General features: G+C 65.7%; 12 protein-coding genes. 8 read left to right on the forward strand and 4 right to left on the reverse strand.

Going from position 1 to position 14,274, the window contains the following annotated elements:
* Positions 1-228: 228 nt before the first annotated feature.
* A complete protein-coding gene (gene putA / locus NTH_RS02075; RefSeq protein ID WP_338528444.1) occupies positions 229-3,846 on the reverse strand; it encodes a bifunctional proline dehydrogenase/L-glutamate gamma-semialdehyde dehydrogenase PutA in 3,618 nt (1,205 codons plus the stop codon).
* A gap of 207 nt (positions 3,847-4,053) precedes the next feature.
* Here putA and NTH_RS02080 point away from each other — a divergent pair, with 207 nt between their 5' ends.
* On the forward strand, positions 4,054-4,506 hold the full coding sequence (locus NTH_RS02080; RefSeq protein WP_338528445.1) for an Lrp/AsnC family transcriptional regulator: 453 nt from the start codon (positions 4,054-4,056) through the stop codon (positions 4,504-4,506).
* 105 nt (positions 4,507-4,611) lie between these two features.
* A complete protein-coding gene (locus NTH_RS02085; protein WP_338528446.1) occupies positions 4,612-5,538 on the forward strand; it encodes a sugar kinase in 927 nt (308 codons plus the stop codon).
* A gap of 5 nt (positions 5,539-5,543) precedes the next feature.
* Here the strand turns inward: NTH_RS02085 and NTH_RS02090 are convergent, their stop codons facing one another.
* Positions 5,544-7,001: an NAD-dependent succinate-semialdehyde dehydrogenase gene (locus NTH_RS02090; RefSeq protein WP_338528447.1), complete on the reverse strand. Its 1,458-nt coding sequence runs from the start codon at positions 6,999-7,001 to the stop codon at positions 5,544-5,546.
* 156 nt (positions 7,002-7,157) lie between these two features.
* Positions 7,158-8,108: an AEC family transporter gene (locus NTH_RS02095; RefSeq protein WP_338528448.1), complete on the reverse strand. Its 951-nt coding sequence runs from the start codon at positions 8,106-8,108 to the stop codon at positions 7,158-7,160.
* Positions 8,109-8,226: 118 nt separating this feature from the next.
* Between NTH_RS02095 and NTH_RS02100 the strand changes: the two genes are divergently transcribed.
* The 6 genes from NTH_RS02100 (at position 8,227) to NTH_RS02125 (ending at position 13,684) form a co-directional block, all read left to right on the forward strand.
* The gene (locus tag NTH_RS02100; protein WP_338528449.1) at positions 8,227-8,778 is read left to right on the forward strand and encodes a histidine phosphatase family protein; all 552 of its coding nucleotides are present in this window, start codon (positions 8,227-8,229) and stop codon (positions 8,776-8,778) included.
* Positions 8,779-8,887: 109 nt separating this feature from the next.
* Positions 8,888-9,169, forward strand: coding sequence for an acyl carrier protein (locus NTH_RS02105; protein ID WP_338528450.1), 282 nt, complete (start codon positions 8,888-8,890; stop codon positions 9,167-9,169).
* Between the two features lie 57 nt (positions 9,170-9,226).
* On the forward strand, positions 9,227-10,402 hold the full coding sequence (locus NTH_RS02110; protein ID WP_338528451.1) for a beta-ketoacyl-ACP synthase: 1,176 nt from the start codon (positions 9,227-9,229) through the stop codon (positions 10,400-10,402).
* 17 nt (positions 10,403-10,419) lie between these two features.
* Positions 10,420-11,688 (forward strand): beta-ketoacyl-ACP synthase, encoded by a 1,269-nt coding sequence (locus NTH_RS02115; RefSeq protein ID WP_338528452.1) that lies wholly within the window; start codon positions 10,420-10,422, stop codon positions 11,686-11,688.
* A 45-nt stretch (positions 11,689-11,733) separates the two neighbouring features.
* A complete protein-coding gene (locus tag NTH_RS02120; RefSeq protein ID WP_338528453.1) occupies positions 11,734-12,762 on the forward strand; it encodes a zinc-binding dehydrogenase in 1,029 nt (342 codons plus the stop codon).
* Position 12,763: 1 nt separating this feature from the next.
* Positions 12,764-13,684, forward strand: coding sequence for a lipid A biosynthesis lauroyl acyltransferase (locus tag NTH_RS02125; protein WP_338528454.1), 921 nt, complete (start codon positions 12,764-12,766; stop codon positions 13,682-13,684).
* 45 nt (positions 13,685-13,729) lie between these two features.
* Here NTH_RS02125 and NTH_RS02130 read toward each other — a convergent pair whose 3' ends face one another.
* A complete protein-coding gene (locus tag NTH_RS02130) occupies positions 13,730-14,161 on the reverse strand; it encodes a L,D-transpeptidase (RefSeq protein ID WP_338528455.1) in 432 nt (143 codons plus the stop codon).
* Positions 14,162-14,274 lie beyond the last annotated feature (113 nt).

Here is a 14,274-nt window from a genome sequence, read left to right on the forward strand (position 1 = left end):
TGCGTCTTTCAAGACGCACAAAGGACGCTCTAAACCATTGAATCTACGCATCGTGCTTCCCGAAAATCGATTCCGATTTTCGGGCCGATGCTGTACTGTAGACTGTGTTGGAAGGCGCAGCGTGTCCATACGTTCATCAGAGGGAGCTGGGATGGCGAACTCTGTCCCCCATCCCTTCATTCAGACCGAAGCCGATGGCGCATTTGCCCCGATTGACTGCCTTGCGTCCTACGACGCAGCCAGCAGGCTAGCGTTGCCGCCGGCGGCCGTGGTGTCCACGCAGACCGCGCGCTCATGAACATAGGCGGCAGGATAGACGAGCTCGGTGACGAGCGGCACTATCGGGCCGTCGCGGGCGGCCAGGGCTCTGCGCAACGCAGACAGCCACCCAGCCTCCCCGCTCGCCGCCACGACGTCGACGGAAAGGCCGGTCAACGCCGTTTCGGGGCATGATCCGGCCAGCGCGGCCAGCGGGAATTCCGGCTTCAAAAGCAGCTTCAGCAGGTCAGGCGCGTCGGGGTGGACGGCGAGGACGGCATTGCCGGCCGCCAAAGCCTGGACGACCTGGGCGGCGAGCGCTTCCTCCCCGGAGCCGAGGCACAGCACCCGGCCGCGCGGCGCGAGTTGCAGGGCGTTGGCTTCGCCTGTCGGGCCCGGCAGGTCGACCGGCCCGTGATCGAGCGCGGCTGCTGCGGCCAGAATGTCGGCATGCCGCCCCCGAAGGGCGCGCCGCAGCATGGCGATGCGGTCGGCCCGGCGCGGCCAGTCCGTTTTGGCCGGATCAGGCATGGCGCGGCGCAGAGCGCCCGCATCAAGCTCTTCGCCGGCCGGGCGCGGGCCGGATCCAGTGCCGTTCCTGCGGAAGCGGCGCAGATAAAGCGGCCCGCCTGCCTTCGGACCGGTTCCCGAAAGCCCTTCCCCGCCGAAGGGCTGCGAGCCGACGACCGCGCCGATCTGGTTGCGGTTCACGTAGATGTTGCCGGCATGAACTTGATCGACGATCTCCTGCACGCGCGCGTCGATGCGCGTATGAAGCCCGAAGGTCAGGCCATAGCCCCTTGCGTTTATGGTCGAAATCACTTTCTCTAGGTTCTCCGCCTCGAAGGTTGCCACATGCAGGATGGGGCCGAAGATTTCGCGCTCCATCTCCTCGATGCCGCTCACCTTGAACGCTGCCGGCGCCACGAAGCGCCCATTGTCCGGCGCGTCGAGCTTGGCGATGAGCCGTCCCTCGTCGGCCATCTTATGGCTGTAGCCATCGATGGTCTGCCGCGCCTCGTCGTCGATCACCGGGCCGACATCGGTGGCAATGTCCCACGGATCGCCGATGTGGAGCGCCTTCATGGCGCCCTCCAGCATGGTCACCAGCCGCTTTTCCACGTCCTTCTGCACATAAAGCACCCGCAGCGCCGAGCAGCGCTGGCCAGCGCTCTGGAACGCCGAGGCGACGATATCGCGCACGGCCTGCTCGGGCAGAGCGGTGGAATCGACGATCATGGCGTTGAGCCCGCCGGTCTCGGCGATCAGCATGGCATCGGGCGATGCCGTCTCGGCAAGCTGCCGTTCGATCAGGCGCGCGACGTCGGTGGAGCCAGTGAAGCAGACGCCGGCAATGCGGCTGTCGGCGGTCATCGGAGCGCCGACCGAAGGGCCGTCGCCCGGCAGGAATTGCAGCACGCTGCGCGGGATGCCCGCGTCATGCATCAGCGCCACCGCGCGCGCCGCGATGAGCGGCGTCTGCTCGGCCGGCTTGGCGGCGACGGCATTGCCGGTGACAAGCGCGGCCGCGATCTGGCCGGTGAAGATGGCGAGCGGAAAATTCCACGGCGAAATGCACACAATCACGCCGCGCGCGCCGGTCTCGCGCTCCGCCGCCACCGCCTCATTGGCGTAATAGCGCAGGAAGTCGACCGCCTCGCGCACTTCGGCCACGCCGTCGGCCAGCGATTTGCCCGCCTCCCGCGTGGCGAGCGCGAAGAACTCCGCCGCGTTCTCCTCGTAGAGATCAGCGATCCGGCGCAAAATGTCGGCGCGCTCGGCAACCGGGCGCGCAGCCCAGGCAGGCTGGGCCTCGGCGGCGATGCCGATGGCCTCGCTCACCTGTTCCGGCGTCGCCTCCACGACGCTGCCCACCACCTCGTCGAGTCTTGCGGGATTGAGCAGTCGGCGCGGGACGGCGCCGCCCCTGGCGCGCGTTGACGGTCCTGCCGTCCATTGATGCGGAGGCGCGAAGACGGCGCGCCCGGCCTCGATGCGGTCCAGTGTCGTCGGGTCGGTGAGATCCCAGCCGCTGGAGTTGCGGCGGCCGGGGCCGAAAATTGCCGCCGGCATGGGGATCGCGGGGTTGGAGGCTCGATTGTTGGCCGCCACGGCCGCGAAGGGATCGCGCGCGATCTCCTCGGCGCTCACCTCCTCGTCCACGATCTGGTGGACGAAGGAGGAATTGGCGCCGTTTTCCAGAAGCCTGCGCACCAGATAAGCCAGCAGATCCCGATGCGCGCCCACCGGCGCATAGATGCGGCACCGCGTGCCCTGGCGCTTGCGCACCACCTCGTGCAGCGCTTCGCCCATGCCGTGGAGCCGCTGGAACTCGAAGGCCTGCTTGTCTTCGGCCATGGAAAGGATGGCGGCGACCGTATGGGCGTTGTGCGTGGCGAATTGGGGGTAGATGCGGTCCGTCATCGACAGGAGCTTGCGCGCGCAGGCGATGTAGGAGACGTCCGTGTTCACCTTGCGCGTGAAGACGGGATAGCCGTCAAGGCCCATCACCTGGGCGCGCTTGATCTCGGTGTCCCAATAGGCGCCTTTGACCAGCCGCACCATGATCCTTCGGCCGAGCTTCCCGGCCAGCGCATGCAGCCAATCGATGACGAAGGGCGCGCGCTGCCCATAGGCCTGCACGACGACGCCGAACCCATCCCAGCCTTCCAGCGACGGATCGGCCAGAACCTGTTCGATCACGTCGAGCGAAACGTCCAGCCGGTCGGCTTCCTCGGCATCGATATTGAGTCCCATGCGCGCCGCCCTGGCCGCTTGCGCCAGTTCCAGAAGCCGCGCCGTCATCAGCGGCATCATCTGCGCCTTGTGCGTCGCCTCGTAGCGCGGATGCAGCGCCGAAAGCTTGACCGATATGCCCGGATTGACACGGATGTCGCCGCTCTTGGCTTCGGCCTGGAGCGCTGCGATCGCGTCCGCATACGCCTTGTGATAACGCTGCGCATCCGCCTCGGTGCGCGCGGCCTCGCCCAGCATGTCATAGGAATAGGTGTAGCCTTTCGCGGTCATCGAGCGGCCGCGCTTGATCGCCTCGGAGATGGTGCGCCCGAGCACGAACTGCTCGCCCATCTCGCGCATGGCAGCGGCCACCGCGGTGCGGATCACCGGCTCGCCCAGCCGCCGCACCATGCCGCGCAGCAGCGATTCCACGCCGTCGCCGCTTTCGTCCAGCACCCGACCCGTGAGCATCAGCGCCCAGGTGGAGGCATTGACGAAAATGGAGGCCGATTCGCCGGAATGGGCAGACCAGTCATGCGGGGCGATCTTGTCGCGGATCAGATCGTCGACCGTCTCGGCATCCGGCACGCGCAGCAGCGCCTCGGCAAGGCACATCAGCGCCACGCCCTCACTGGTCGAAAGGCCGTACTCGGAAAGGAAGGCCTCCATCAGATGGAGGTCGGAATCCGACCTTACCGCCCGCACCAGCTGCGCCGCCTCGGCCGATATCGCCGCCCGCCGCGCCTCCGAGAGACCGGCCATGGCCACCAGCGCGGACACGGCCTGTTCCTCATCGGCCAAATAGTGCTCACGGATCGCCCGGCGGATGGCATCCAGATCTGGCAACGGCATCGTGGCGCACTCCTCATGTCTACGACCAGCTTAGCATCGCAATCGCCGTTCCTGAAAAGACCGGACGCAGCCGATGGAACCCTGGCCTCGATGCCATCCGGCTTCTCTAGCATGCCGCAAAACGCGCACACGGACTGAATCATTGCTATATGCAGAGCATTCAGACTAAAATTGCTCTTCAAACAGATCAAATGAGATTGTTGTTCCATGTCTGCAGGACAACTGGACCGCATCGACAGGAATATCGTCGACGCCCTTTCCCGCAACGCGCGCCTTTCGCTCAGCGCGCTCGCCCAGGAGGTCGGCCTTTCCAAGACGCCGGTCCAGGCCCGGCTCCGGCGCCTGGAAGAGCAAGGATATATCCGCGGCTATGCCGCGCTCGTGGACCGCGAGCGCATGGGCGAAGGGCACATCGCCTTCGTCCAGGTGACGCTCTCCGACACCCGGTCATCGGCTCTGGAAGCTTTCAACAAGGCAGCGCTCGCCGTGCCCGAAATCGAGCAGTGCCACATGATAGCGGCCAGCTTCGATTACCTCCTCAAGATCCGCACCCGCGATATCAAGGCGTATCGCCGGGTGCTGGGCGAGCGCATCTCCGCCCTGCCCCACGTCTCGCACACCTCGACCTTTGTCGCCATGGAGACGGTGAAGGACCGTTAGGCGTTTGAACGCCGGTTCCGATTTTCGGACCGATGCCGCTGCAAGATTTGCCAGACCGCCCGAACGTGCTATGCGCCCATGGCTTTGTCACGGAGAGGAATGCGCATGGTCAACCATGGGGTGGCGTCGATCGGCGAATGCATGCTGGAGCTTTCCGGCGGCAGCGTGGGCGGCAATTGGAAGCTGGGCTATGCCGGCGACACCTTCAACACGCTCTGGGCCCTGCGCGCGCTGACCCCCGCCGAGATGCCGGCCGACTATGTCAGCGCCTTCGGCGACGATCCGTTCTCGCAACAGCAGATCGCCTTCTTCCGCGAACATGGCATCGGCACGGCGGCAAGCCCGGTGATTGCCGGCGCCCGGCCCGGACTATACGCCATCACATTGACCGGCGCCGAACGCTCCTTCACCTATTGGCGCTCCGATTCCGCCGCGAGAAGGCTGGCGGACGATGCCGACGCATTGGCGAAAAGCCTTGAAAACCGGCAGCTTATATATTTTTCCGGAATCACTCTGGCAATTCTGTCGGAGGCCGGGCGCAACACGCTTCTGAACGCCCTGAAACAGGCCAGGGCCGGCGGCAGCCTCGTCGCCTTCGATCCCAACTATCGGCCACGCCTATGGCCGTCTCCCGATGCCGCCCGCGGCGCGATCGCAAAGGCGCTCGAAGTGACCGACATCGCGCTGCCGACATTCCCGGATGAGGCAGAGCTTTTCGGCGAAGCGACGCCCGCCGACACGGCGCGGCGCTTGGCAGAAGCCGGCGTCGGCGAGATCGCCGTCAAGGACGGGCAGCGGCCGACGGTCCTCCTGCTCGACGGCAGGCCGGTCGAAATTCCGGTCGAACCGGTGCCGGCGCCGGTTGACACGACCGGCGCCGGCGATTCCTTCAATGGCGGCTATCTGGCTGCCCGCCTGGCCGGAGATGCGCCTGACGAGGCGGCACGCCGGGCACACCGCGTTGCGGCGGCCTGCATCAAGGTGCACGGCGCGCTGGCGCCCTTCGAGGTGCTGCAAGCCGCCTTCAGATAGCAGCCCTAAAGGCCCAACCCGCCGATGCAGACATATTTGGTGTCGAGATAGTCTTCGATGCCCTGGTGCCCGCCTTCCCTGCCGAGCCCGGATTCCTTCACGCCGCCGAACGGTGCCTCCACGGCAGTGATGACGCCTTCATTGACGCCGACCAACCCGTATCTCAGACCTTCCATCACCCGGAATGCGCGGCCGAGATCGGACGTGTAGAAATAGCAGGCCAGGCCGAAGACCGTATCGTTGGCCAGCGCCACGCCGTCCTCCTCCTTCTCGAAACGGAAGATGGGCGCGACCGGGCCGAAGATTTCTTCCTGCATGAAGCGCATCTGCGGCGTCGCTTCGGTGATGATGGTGGGCTCGAAAAAGGTGCCGCCGAGCGCATGCCGGCTGCCGCCGGCGACGACCTTGCCGCCTTTGGAGGTGGCATCGGCGATGAATTCCTCGACCTTCTCCACGGCATCGGCATCGATCAGCGGCCCCTGCTGGGTGCCGTCGTCGAGGCCGGAGCCGACCTTCAGCCGCTTCGTCTCCTCGACCATCTTCTCCACGAAGCGGTCGTAGATGCCCGCCTGCACGAAAAACCGGTTCGTGCACACGCAGGTCTGCCCGGAATTGCGGTACTTGGCGGCGATGGCGCCCTGCACGGCCCGATCAAGGTCGGCGTCGTCGAAAACGACGAAGGGAGCATTGCCCCCGAGCTCCATCGACACCTTCTTCACCGTATCGGCCGACTTCTTCAACAACAGCTTGCCGATCTCCGTGGAACCGGTGAACGTGATCTTGCGCACCAGCGGGTTGGAGCAAAGCTCGTCGCCGATTTGCGAGGCAGAGCCGGTCACGATGTTGACGACGCCCCTGGGAATGCCGGCTTCCTCGCACAGAACGCCCCATGCAAGGCCCGAATAGGGTGTCTGCGAGGCCGGCTTGGCGACTGCCGTGCAGCCGGCCGCGATCGCCGGGCCGAGCTTGCGCGCCAGCATGGAGGAGGGAAAGTTCCACGGGGTGATCGCGCCGATGACGCCGACGGGCTCTTTCGTCACCATGATACGCCGGTCCGCCCATGGCGAAGGTACCGTGTCGCCATAGATGCGGCGCCCTTCTTCGGCATACCACAGCACGTAGGAAGCCGACATGCCGACCTCGCCCTTGGCCTCTGCGAATGGCTTGCCCTGTTCCATGACCAGGAGTTCGGCGAGAGCATCCTGATTGTCCATGATCACGTCGTGAAGCTTGCGCAGCATCCGCGCGCGCTCGGCGGCGGAGGTTTTCCTGAAACTGCCGAATGCTTCCTGCGCGGCCTCGATGGCGCGCCGCGTCTCCGCTCCGCCGGCCTTCGGTACGCCGCCGATGCGCTGGCCGTTGGCCGGATTGACGACATCGATCGTCTCGCCCGAATCGGCACCGACCCAGGCGCCGCCGATATAGTTCGCCTCCTTCAGGAAATGGCTCGTCTTCTGCAGCATGGATACCTCCTCGGCGGCTCTGCGCACCGCTTCCGCTAAATCGACTACCGGTCAAGGCAAAGTGGGGCATAACAGGGCCGGCAGCAAGCATAGTCCTCGCACCAGTCCGTCTCAAACCTAGTGCCAGCCGCGATCGGGGCAAGGCCGATCCAGGGCCTATCCGAACACCCATTGCGCGACGGAAAGCCAGAAGGCGGTGGTCAGCACCGCCAGTGCCGTTCCGATGGTCATCGTGTTGGAGGCAAGCGCCTGGCCGGTGCCGAACTGCGAGGCGATCAGATAGGGGTTGACGCCGGTGGGCAGCGAGGCCGCGGCCACCACGACCTTGGCGCTCATCGGCGGAAGACCGATGAGCTTGGCGAGAAGCAGCGCGGCCGCGGGCATCAGAAACAGCTTGAGGGCGGCCACCGCGATGGCCGGCCGCACATTGCCTGAAATTCCGTAGCGCCGAAGCCCGAGCCCCATGGCGAACAACGCGACGGGACCGGCGACATTGGCAAGCGAATCGACGAGCCGCGACATCAGCGACGGCATTTCCAGGCCGATGAAACGCCACAGGAGCCCGCAGACAATGCCGACGATGAGCGGATTGGTGAACATCTTGCGGACGAAATCCACCAGCAGCGCGCGGGGGGCCACTTTCGGCCCAGCCGCCGGCCCGACAAGCCCGAACAGGAGAATCGACATGCCGATCATGATGGGCAGGTGGATCGACACGATCAGAGACAGCGTCTCGAAACCGCGCTCGCCATAGACGCCGAGCATGAACGGAATGCCCAGCAGGACCAGGTTCGAGAACCCGGCGGCAAGCCCGCCCACCACGCCGGCCTGACTCTCGCGCTTGAAGACATGCACGACCATGAGCTGCGAGACCGCCCAGGTGGCGGCGATCGCGGGGAAATATGCCGCCCAGAGTCCCCACGGCAGGCCATCGCCGAAATCGGCATTGGCCATGGTCCGGAACAGAAGCAGCGGAACGGCCACCGATACGGCAAAGGCCGTGAGCGCCTCGCCCGTTGCTTCGTTCAGGAAGCCGCGCCACCCGCTGGCATAGCCAAGCGCGACAAGACCGAATACGAAGGCAATGGTTTCGACAAGGGGAGACATCTCCCACTGCCATAAGCTGAGTCCAGGCTGTGGTAAAGCTGGGGCAAGAGCGGCGGGTTTCCCTCAAACGCGCATCGATCCTATATGTAGGGCTGCTTTTCAGACACAGGACTACCGAATGCTACGTTGGCTGCCTCTTCTTCTCGCTCTCCTCATAGTGCCGGCCCAGGCCACCGAAGCGGGATGGGCGCTGCTTCGCAATGGCGGCCAGGTCGTCCTGCTCAACCATGCGGACGCGCCTGGAACCGGCGATCCGGCCGCGTTCGAGATCGGCAATTGCGCCACCCAGCGCAATCTTTCGGCGCGCGGACGGCAGCAGGCAAAGCGCATCGGCGCGCTGTTCTTCGCCCGTGCGGCACCCGTCGACCAGGTGCTGACAAGCCGCTACTGCCGGGCGCGCGACACGGCCGAACTCGCCTTCGGCGACACCGTGGTTGAGGAATTCGAACCGCTGGACCAGCTTCCGGCCGAACCGGAAGCCGCGGCGGCGCAGGTCGACGCCATGCTGGAGCGGATACTGGAGTACACGGGCTCCGGGAATCTCGTCATGGTGACGCACCCTTCCAACATCGAGGCGCTGACCGGGGTACGCCCGCGCGACGGCGAGGCCGTGATCCTGGCACGCGGCGAGGACAGCGTCAGCGCGGCAGCGCGCATCGCCTTCAACTGAGGGCAACGGCCGGTTGCCGCCCATCGGCCCTTTTCCTGCCGCAAAAAACCGATTACAGAGCCGCTCATCCGCAAGCTGAAACGAATCTCCCCACACTGAGGGACCTGCCGTGACCACGACATTCGACAAAGTAGCCGACATTATCTCCGAGACCAGCGAGATCGACCGCGAAAAGATCACGCCGGAAAGCCACACGATCGACGATCTGGGTATCGACAGCCTCGACTTTCTGGACATCGTTTTCGCCATCGACAAGGAATTCGGCATCAAGGTGCCCCTGGAAAAATGGACCCAGGAGGTCAACGACGGAAAGGTTTCCACCGAGGAATATTTCGTCATGAAGAACCTTTGCTCGAAGATCGACGACCTGGTCGCCGCGAAGGCCGCCTGATCGCCGCCTGACGTCCCGTGGGGCCGCGCTGCGCAACCGCCAGAAAATGAGGCCGACATGAAACCGAACGACGTCGTCATCACCGGCATCGGCATCGTGTCCTCGCTCGGCCTTGGCGTTGACGAGCACTGGCGCGCGCTGGCCGACCCGAGACCGGTCCTCGATGGCGAGCGCTTCGCGCCCTATGTCGTCCATCCCCTGCCCGAGATCGACTGGAGCACACAGATCCCCAAGCGCGGCGATCAGCGGCAGATGGAGACCTGGCAGCGGCTGGGCACCTACACGGCCGGCCTCGCGCTGGCCGATGCGGGCATGAAGGAAGACGAGGCGCTGTGCGCCTCGATGGACATGGTGGTGGCCGCCGGCGGCGGCGAGCGCGACATCGACGTCGACCAGGGCATCCTCGATGCCTCGCTGACCCGCAACGACCATGACGTGCTGCTCAACGAGAAACTGACGACGGAATTGCGCCCGACCCTCTTCCTGGCGCAGCTTTCCAATCTGCTGGCCGGCAACATCTCCATCGTTCACAAGGTCACCGGCTCCTCACGCACCTTCATGGGCGAGGAAGGCGCCGGCGTCTCCGCTGTCGAAACCGCCGCCGCCCGCATCCGCTCCGGCCAGTCGAGCCACCTTCTGGTGGGCGCCGCCTTCCAGACCGAGCATCCCGACATGCTGCTCGCCTATGAGTTGGCCGGCTTCCTGCAGCGCGGCGACTGGTCGCCGGTGTGGGCGCGGCGCGAACAGGACGGCGGCGGCGTGATCACCGGTTCCGGCGCGGCCTTCCTGGTCCTTGAATCGCGCGAGCACGCGCAAAAGCGCGGCAGGCAGGCTTACGCCGCGATCGGACCCGTCGTATCGGGCCGCGCGCCGCGCGAGGACGCCGCGCTGGAGACAGCGCTGCGCGCCATGGCCGAAACGCTCGGCGGCGCGCCGACGCTGGCCCTCTCCGGCGCATCCGGGGCGCACAAGGTCACCGCCCTCGAACGGCGCGTGTTGGAGGGACAGGAAGATATGGCCGTGCGCGGCTTCTCTTCCCTGACCGGTCACCTGAAGGAGGCCCAGTTCCCGTTCGCCGTGGCGCTGGCGGCGATGGCCATCCAAAAGCAGGCGGCCTATCCCGCTTTCGACCCCGACCGCGAGCGATCGACCGACGCCGCGCCTTCCGCCATACTGGCCACCGCCATCGGCTATAATTGCTTCGAAGGCATGGGCCTCGTGGTCAAGGCCTGACAGAAAGGGCGCGCCCCATGAAGACAACCGACAAGTTTGGCAGGCCCCTCGTCGCAGTGACCGGCATGGGCGTGGTCACATCGCTCGGCCAGGGCAAGAAGGACAATTGGGAGGCGCTGACCAGCGGCCGCTCCGGCATCCACGCCATTACCCGTTTTCCGGTTGACCACCTGGCGACGAAAATCTCCGGCATGGTCGACTTTCTCGAAGAGAGCGACAAGGGGGCAAGCCGCCTCACCTACGCGCTGGCGGATCTCGCCGCGAGCGAGGCGCTGGCCGAGTCCGAATTGCCGGCTACCGATTTCGCGGGCCCGCTGTTCCTGGCCGCGCCGCCCGTGGAGATCGACTGGCATCACCGGCTGAGCCTTTACGCCCGTTCCGACAAGGGCGGCAACTGGCGCAGCCTGATCGAGGCGGCGCGCAAGCTGCGCGACAGCGAACTTTTCGACGAAACGCAATTCGCCACCATTGCCGATCGGCTGGCCGACAAATACGGCACGCGCGGCCTGCCCATCACGCTGTCCACCGCGTGCGCCTCCGGCGCCACCGCCATCCAGCTCGGCACCGAGGCCATCCGCCGGGGCGAGTGCGACCGGGCATTGGCCATCGGAGCGGACGGTTCGGCGACGGCCGAAGCGCTCATCCGCTTCTCGTTGCTTTCGGCGCTCACCACCCAGAACGACCCGCCGGAGAAGGCCTCGAAACCTTTTTCCAAGGATCGCAGCGGCTTCGTGCTCGCCGAAGGTTCGGGTGCGCTGGTGCTGGAATCCCTAGAAAGCGCTCTGGCGCGCGGGGCCGAGGTGCTGGGCATCATGCGCGGCTGCGGAGAGAAGGCGGACGACTTCCACCGCACCCGCTCGAAGCCCGACGGCTCGCCCGCCATTGCCGCCGTGCGCGCCGCCCTCGACGATGCCGGCATGAGCACCGAGGAGATCGAGTATATCAACGCCCACGGCACGTCGACCCAGGAAAACGAGAAGATGGAGCATCTCTCGCTCTCGACCGTTTTCGGCGAGCGCATCGGCTCGATCCCGATTTCGTCCAACAAATCCATGATCGGCCACACGCTGTCGGCCGCCGGCGCGATCGAGGCCGTGTTTTCCTTCATGACCATGCGCGAAGGCGTGATCCCGCCCACCATCAATTACGAGGTCCCGGACCCGGCGATCGAGCTCGACGTGGTGCCCAATGTCAAGCGCGCGGCCGATGTCGCGGCCGTCCTGTCGAACTCGTTCGGCTTCGGCGGCCAGAATGCCTGCCTTGTCATGGCGCGTGAAGCCGGATAAGCCGGCAGCCTTTCGCCCGCAGTCTTCCAGGGGAACGGACATTTCATGCGCGCACTGCAACTCGTCGCCGATCGCAAGCTCGAACTGAGCGAGGTCCCGCCCCCGCCCCCGCCGGGCCAGGGCGAGGTGACGGTCAATATCCGCGCCGTCGCGCTCAATCATATCGACGTGTGGGGCTGGCGCGGAATGGCCTTCGCCAAGCGCAAGCTGCCGCTGACCGTGGGCGCCGAGGCCTCGGGCGTGGTCGACGCCGTAGGGGCTGGCGTGAGCGGCCTCCTGCCCGGCCAACTGGTCTCGATCTACGGCGCGCGCACCTGCGGGCTTTGCCGCCCCTGTCGCGAAGGCCGCGACAATCTTTGCGAACATGTGGGCGGCGTGCACGGCTTCCATCTCGACGGCTTCGCCCAGGAGAAGATCAACCTGCCGGCGCGCCTGCTGGTCCCCGCCCCGCCCGGCGTCGACGAGATCGGCGCGGCGGTGGCGCCCGTGACCTTCGGCACGGTCGAACACATGCTCTTCGACAATGCGAGGCTCGAGCCCGGCGAGACGATCCTGGTCCACGCCGGCGGCTCCGGCATCGGATCGGCGGCGATCCAGCTCGCCAAGCGCATGGGCTGCACCGTCATCACCACCGTGGGCTCCGACGCCAAGATCGACAGGGCGAAGGCGCTGGGCGCCGACCACGTCATCAACTACCGCGAAGACCGCTTCGAAGGCGCTGTGCGCAAGATCACCCGGAAGCGTGGCGTCGATGTGGTGTTCGAGCATGTGGGCGCCGACACCTGGGCGGGATCGATGCTCTGCCTGAAGCGCGGCGGCCGGCTTGTCACCTGCGGCTCCACCTCCGGCGTGTCGACCAGCATGAACCTTATGCAGCTCTTCCAGCAGCAGTTGAAGCTGTTCGGCTCCTTCGGCTGCCGCATGGAGAACATGGCCGACGCGATGCAGAAGATGGCGGCCGGCCTCGTTGCCCCCGTCATCGACACCGAAGTCGGCATCAGTGAGATCGACAAGGCGCTCGCGCGCATGGAAGGGCGCGACGTCTTCGGCAAGATCATCCTGCGCCTCGAATAGAATGAAACCGTTTCCGGTCAAGCTCGGCCGCATGCTCAAGACGGCTGAACACTGGGCGAGCGCCCGGCTCATGCTGGCCGTTCTGGCACTGCTGCGCCGGTTGCCTCCGGACAAGGCGCTGGATTTTGCGGAGAGTGCGGCCCGCAGGGTCGGCCCCAAACTCGGGCGTCATCGCGTGGCGATGGATAATCTGCGCCAGGCCTATCCCGACAGAAGACCCGAGGAACTGGAAGCGATCGCCTCGGATATGTGGGCCAACATGGCGCGCCTGGCGGTCGAATACGTTTTTCTCGACAAGCTGTTCGACTACGACCCGGACACCGCCGAGCCCGGACGCGTCGAGGTCAAAGGCCGCGAGATCTTCGAGCGCGTGCGCGATGAGGCCGGGCCGCACATCTTCTTCACCGGCCATCTCGGCAATTTCGAGTTTCTGCCGATCGCCGCCTCGACATTCGGCCTGCGCGTCACGTCACTCTTCCGCGCGCCCAACAATCCCTATGTCGCCGACTATATCCACAGGACCCGCAGTTCATCGATGGGCAGCCTGCTCGCCTCGCGCTCCGGCGCCGCACTGCATCTGGCCAGGGTGTTGGAGGACGGCGGCAATATCGGCGTGCTGGTCGACCAGAAGTTCATGCGCGGCGTCATGACCCGCTTTTTCGGCCGCCCCTGCCAGACGAGTCCGCTGGTGCCGAAACTTGCCCGGCAATATGAGTGCGACGTCTATCCGGCCCGCTGCATCCGCCTGCCCGGCGGCCGCTTCCGGCTGGAGGTCGAAGACAAGATCACGCCGCCGCGCGACGATAAGGGCGCCGTCGACGTCGATCGCATGGCCCAGCAGCTCAACGATATCGTCGAGCGCTGGGTGCGCGAGGATCCCGGCCAGTGGATGTGGTTCCACAAGCGCTGGGACATACGTTGATGCGTTCGGGATGACTTCGGCACCCCCGCTCTGCCGCTACAGCCGTCAATCGACCACCACGACCCGCGTATTGCCCGGCCCCACCTGCTTGACCAGCGAATAAAGCCGCGCCGCGTTGGAGGTGTGTAGCCGCACGCAGCCGTGCGAAGCGGGGCTTCCGAGCCTGCTGACCGCGTTGGTCCCGTGGATCGCGTAGCCGCGGTGATAGAAGATCGAATACGGCATCGGCGACATGTCGTATTTGCGCGAATGCCACATGCGATGCATGCGCTTCGGCCGCCACTGGCCGCGCGGTGTGACATAGCCGCGCCGTGCCGTCGACACCTTCCAGCGGTGGATCACCCGGCCGCGATGCACCACCGTCATCGTCTGGCTGGAAACGTCCACCTTCGCCACAAGCGTGGCGGCAACGCTTGTCCCGCCGAATCCAAGCATGATCGCGGCCGCGACCACGGCTCCTCCGATAAGATTCCGCATATCAACCCCCTGCGCCCTTGTTGCGCAGGCCAGTATAGTCAAGCCCGGCAACGCAAGAATTAAGCACCAAAAGAAAATTTTGTGCAATAATCGGCCTCTCCCTGCCCGATGCT

Source organism: Nitratireductor thuwali (assembly GCF_036621415.1).
GTDB classification, from domain to species: domain Bacteria; phylum Pseudomonadota; class Alphaproteobacteria; order Rhizobiales; family Rhizobiaceae; genus Chelativorans; species Chelativorans thuwali.